At 42.7% G+C, this 5121-nt stretch carries 3 protein-coding genes; 2 read left to right on the plus strand and 1 reads right to left on the minus strand.

The window, feature by feature from the left end; all coding sequences use genetic code 11:
* The first annotated feature begins 399 nt into the window (after nucleotides 1-399).
* Together F6K57_RS36275 and F6K57_RS36280 are read left to right on the plus strand one after the other, a co-directional pair.
* Entirely contained in the window at nucleotides 400-1122 is a 723-nt protein-coding gene (locus tag F6K57_RS36275) for a linear amide C-N hydrolase (RefSeq protein WP_075903734.1), read from the plus strand.
* A gap of 231 nt (nucleotides 1123-1353) precedes the next feature.
* Nucleotides 1354-2730 (plus strand): hypothetical protein, encoded by a 1377-nt coding sequence (locus F6K57_RS36280; protein ID WP_081431358.1) that lies wholly within the window; start codon nucleotides 1354-1356, stop codon nucleotides 2728-2730.
* 234 nt (nucleotides 2731-2964) lie between these two features.
* On the opposite strand, the gene F6K57_RS36285 is transcribed toward F6K57_RS36280, so the two are convergent.
* On the minus strand, nucleotides 2965-5121 hold a 2157-nt coding region (locus tag F6K57_RS36285), incomplete at its 5' end, for a thioester reductase domain-containing protein (protein WP_293072967.1).

Consider the following 5121-nt stretch of genomic DNA (forward strand, 5'->3'; position numbering starts at 1 on the left):
GGCGGCTCCAAAGGAGCATGGCCAAAGTAAATAGCGCTAGGCACAGTGGAAGAGTGTGGCGCTGTCCGGCACGACGACGAGGATCTTCTAGTCAAGCTTTGGCTTCTATAATTGCGATTTGAGACACGGGAGTAGATGCATTAAAGGGAATTTGCGCGCTCTTTATACCATATTCCGATTACAATTAGAATGAAATAGCCCTGCCTGAGAGGATGTCAAAATAGTCCGGACACTTATAGTAAAGTAGCTGTAAGGCTTACAGGGTAATTATTTGCTTGATAAAGCAATCTTTGGTAATTTAGCCCTGGGTAGACAATTAAAAAAATTAAGGCAAGTAGCCTGCAATCCTTGCATTGTCTTCGTTCTGGATTCAAAAAAATTTCGGGAGTATTGAACTTAATGATCAAGAAGCATAATTTGATCATCAAGAAGCTAGCAACTATATTTGTTGTATTTATTACTATCCTGTCCATGGCAGTAGTTCCATCGGCTCAGGCTTGTAGTCGGTTAGTCTACCATGGGAGTTCAAACGGACCAATTACTGCGCGCAGTATGGACTGGTTTCAGGACCCCGATGCTAACCTCTGGGTCTTTCCGAAAGGCATGAAGCGTAATGGTGGGGCTGGTACCAACTCAATCACATGGACTTCGAAATATGGCAGTATCGTTACCTCGAGCTATGACATCGCCACCGTTGATGGTATAAACGATCAGGGTCTCGTTGCCAATCTCCTCTTTTTGGAAAAGACGAAATACGGTGATATTGAACCAGGTGAGAAAACCTTGTCCCTTGGAGGCTGGGGTCAATATGTCCTTGATAATTATGCAACCGTTGAAGAGGCAGTTCAAGGGCTGGAAGCACAACCCTTACAGATCGTCACAACCACCTTTAATGAGCTCGTGTCGGAAGGGCTTCTCTCCCCGCTGCCGGAACCGCTTCAACTACTTATGGGACCACTGGAGTTTGCACTTCACCTGTCGCTCTCGGATCCAAGTGGGGATTCAGCGATCTTTGAATACATTGATGGTGAACTAAAAGTCCATCATGGTCAGGAATACAATGTGCTGACCAATGACCCGACCTTCGACGAACAGCTTAGGTACAAATTTATGGGTTTTTAGGGAGCAGGGAACAGGGCGCAGGGCGCAGGGAAGAGGAAAGAAGGATAAAATCCTGTGTACTTGATAGTTATGCAAACCGCCGTAACTTCAATATGCTGGCAAGTACTCTAGTTTTATATTCGGTAATGACAATTCTATTTTTTGTGATTATTTCGGCTTTTTTATCCCAAATTGCTATCTTTACTATATGCTTGCTAAAGTCTCATTAATGCAAATCCCTGAGACTCTTTTTTGCAAGAACCCAGAATTGAGGAAGGAACAGAGGTCAAAGAGGAGATATTCATGATTGATAATAGAAAACTCTGTGCTGTAGAGCAAGTGATGGAAATAGTAAATCGCTTGAATAGCTCATTCAATATAGTAATTATCGGGCGCATTTTAGGCCCCCTGAATCAAGAAATTGTGAGACAGGCCCTTGATATTGTCCAAACTCATCACCCTCGACTTAATTCTCGTATCGTCGGTGACGTGGATAATCTCCGTTTTGAAACGGGTGCAAAAAAGATCCCTTTGCGGGTTGTAGATACGCAAAACTCTAGACAATGGCAAGAAACCCTTCTAGAAGAACTAAACACCCAAATTGAGAGTAGTGAAGTGCTATTGCGAGCTGTACTTGTGCAAGGGCGGGAGTACTCTGAAAACAATCCTAGCTATCTGATTATCAAAATAAACCACGCCATCTCAGATGCTTTATCGAGTATCGAGTTATATTCAGAAATCTTGACCTACTGCTCGAAAATTATCTCTGGTGAACCAGTCGTGCCAGTGCCTAACTTACCGACACTTCCCCCTGTAGATGAGTTATTACCTCCATCAACAAAAGGCTTTAGGGGTAATATCAACAAGCTGTTGTTTATTCTGCGACTTCTGTTCAAAAATATTTGGCGCCAACCAAAAGGCTTGAGTTTTGAGAAGACTGTACCTCTTGAGTTACGACGTACTGGCAATGTTTATAGACAGTTAGATGCGGAGGTTACCAAAGAGCTGATTCTACGTTGCCGTCAAGAAAAGACAACAGTACAAGCTGCTTTATGTGCGGCGCTGATATTTGCCACAGCCATAAAAATCGGATCAGGAAAGAAAAAATATGTGTCCTGTTGGATTCCTGTTGATCTGCGTAAACACTTGAAACCAGTGATCGACAATAAAAACATGGTCTTACTGGTTAGCTCCATAACGTCATTTCACACTCTCGACACAAATACCTCCTTCTGGAAATTAGCACGGGAAGTGAGACAACAAGTGGAAGTTGGCTTAAAGCGTGGCGATATGTTCACCGGAGTTTTGATGTATAAGAAGATGTTCGAGTTGGGGCTCACCCGCCGAGATCAAGCCCCTCAGACAGTGGCTATTTCCAATATTGGTCGAGTAAATATTCCCAGAGTTTACGGTCAATTTGAACTCTCAGAAATCAGTTTTGCTTCAGCACAAGCCATGTTTGGGGGTATTGTACTTGCTAATGTTACAACTTTTGAGGGAAAAATGTTTTTGCATTTCCCCTTTTCTAAGCCTGCAATCAGCCAGGAGACGATGGAGACTTTAGTAGATAGCTTCCTGTCCTACCTGGTTGATGCTAGCAAGGGAAAAATATCGCCCTGGGCTAGTTAAAATCGAATTACACCTACATTCTGCACCCTGAAATGTCAGACTAGGAATTTTGGTTGTTTGGCTGGGGGTTCTCCTGCATAGTAATGGTGAAAATATATATTTTTTCCCACACTTCCCATACCATTACTATGCACCACCACCGAAAAAAGTTTATGGGGGACTTGTCGTCCCCCAAAGTCAATCCATTGAACTTCAAGACACCTGACTGGCGTGCGCCTCTAGGAAAGGAATGCCCTACTGTGGCGCGTTCAAGAAGCCGCTACTCTTAAAATAAGAATAGTAGGTGTTCAATAATTTGGAATCTACGGATGGACAGACTATATCAGTGTCAGCTAGTCCATGTATTGTATGTTTACAGTCGTATCTCGGCATTTCCGCATTTACTGGTAGTTCTTCTGAAAAAAGCGACAAAAGAGGATACAGTGCGTTTTCATTGCTATTTTCTGTTTGACAAATTAGTTTGGTTCGCCACTTTTCATAATCCATCTGTTCAATGGGGTATCCCCAAGAACGGATCATGTTGAAAGCCTCGTTTACATAGATGTCATTAGGATTGACCATGTGAAAAGCCTTTCCTAGAGATTCTTTCTGTTGTGATATATTAAAAATCGCCTTACTTACATAGTCTACAGGTACTATGTCGCTGAAAACGCCTTCAAGATTTGGCACTGCTCCTAGCTGGATACAGCCTTTAATCATTCGAGAAAATAGATCTTCTGTATTACAGAAGCCTGTTTGACTGTGTCCTGTTATTCTCCCTGGCCTGTATATACATACGGGCAATCCTCGGTCACGAGCTTCCATAACTAATTTTTCTGCTACCCATTTACTTTCAGCGTAGCCATCATCGTTGTCTGGGGTATAGTCGAGGGAGTCTGATTCAAAAATTACTTGCTTGTCAGAATAGGCAGATGAGGAGAAAACCGACATAGTAGAGATAAAATGTACCGGCTTAATTTTGGTTTGGCTAGCCAATCTCAAGACTTCGTGAGTTCCGAGAACATTAGCTGGCTTCAAAACTGAGTAAGAGTAGACAAAATTTACCCAAGCACCATTATGATAAATGACATCCATCTGACTTGCTAGATGGTTAAACTGTGACTCGTCAAGACCCAATAGTGGAGCCGACAATTCTCCTATAACTGGAATAATTCTTGAGCTTTTGGTTTCATTCCATAGGCTATACGACTCCAGGGCTCTTTGCAGTCTCTGCTTACCTTTCTCAGAAGAGGTGGCACGTACGAGACAATATATATTCCCTTGAGTTTGTTCGAGGAGTTCAGAGAGTAAATAAACTCCCAAAAAGCCTGTTGCTCCAGTCAAAAAGATATTTTTCGGCTCAGTTATATCTTCAAAAGCTACAGACTGATTCTGAATTTTGGAGTCTAAGATTACTTCAGCCCTCAAGTCCTTAACTTGATTAGTAACCTGTGTACCATCGTTTCTCTTCTCAATAGCTTGGGCCACTCCTGCTACGGTGGGTGATTCAAATAGGTCCTGTAGCTTAAGTTCTATTGAGAAAGCTGCTCGCACACGAGAGATTACTTGGATAGCTAATAGGGAATGTCCTCCCAACTCAAAGAATTTATCGTGTATACCCACCTTTTCTATACCCAACACTTCTGCCCAAATGTCTGCTAAGACCTTCTGTGTTTCCGTTTGTGGAGCCACATACTCCGTTGACAGACTACTGACGAAATCTGGTGCTGGCAATGCCTTACGGTCTACTTTGCCATTGGGAGTCAGAGGCAGTTGCGACAACACCATCAACCCCGATGGCACCATATACTCTGGTAACCGCGACTGTAGATACTCTCTCAACTGCGGTATCAGTTCCTTTCTGAACTGAGAACTCAAGGGATTATTCCCATAATTATTCCAGTTACTTGCTGCCACCGATTTTTGAGTGAGCGGTGTTAACACTATCCCTTCTTTGGCTAACTCACTGCGCACAAATACCCCATCCATCAATTCGGGACTACCTTCTGCTGACCAACACAACTCTAGAGAATACCCATTATCCGAACTCAGTTGATGTAGCCTCTCTGGGTCGATGCCATTTACTGGCTTTGACTCTAAAAACTGCCTCAACTGCTGCACATTCTGTTTTGATTCTGGCTGTGATAGCAACTCTACCAAATCTACATCATTAGCTACTCTGCCATTGACTAAACCACTAAAGCAAATTGATTCTGGCCCTTTGTCTCGCAGATAATTTTCTATCTGTTGAACACTCAGAGAAGCTCCACTTTCTACAGTCGGTGTTATTACTTTTCCTGGTTGTGCCTCTATATGCAACAGTACGCTATAGCGATATTTATTCAGTTCATTGTGTTCTGTTCCCCTCTGTAAACGGATTTGTACATGAGTTATTTCTGGATGTTTTTCTTT

The organism is Moorena sp. SIO4A5 (assembly GCF_010672005.1).
In the GTDB taxonomy this organism is placed as follows: domain Bacteria; phylum Cyanobacteriota; class Cyanobacteriia; order Cyanobacteriales; family Coleofasciculaceae; genus Moorena.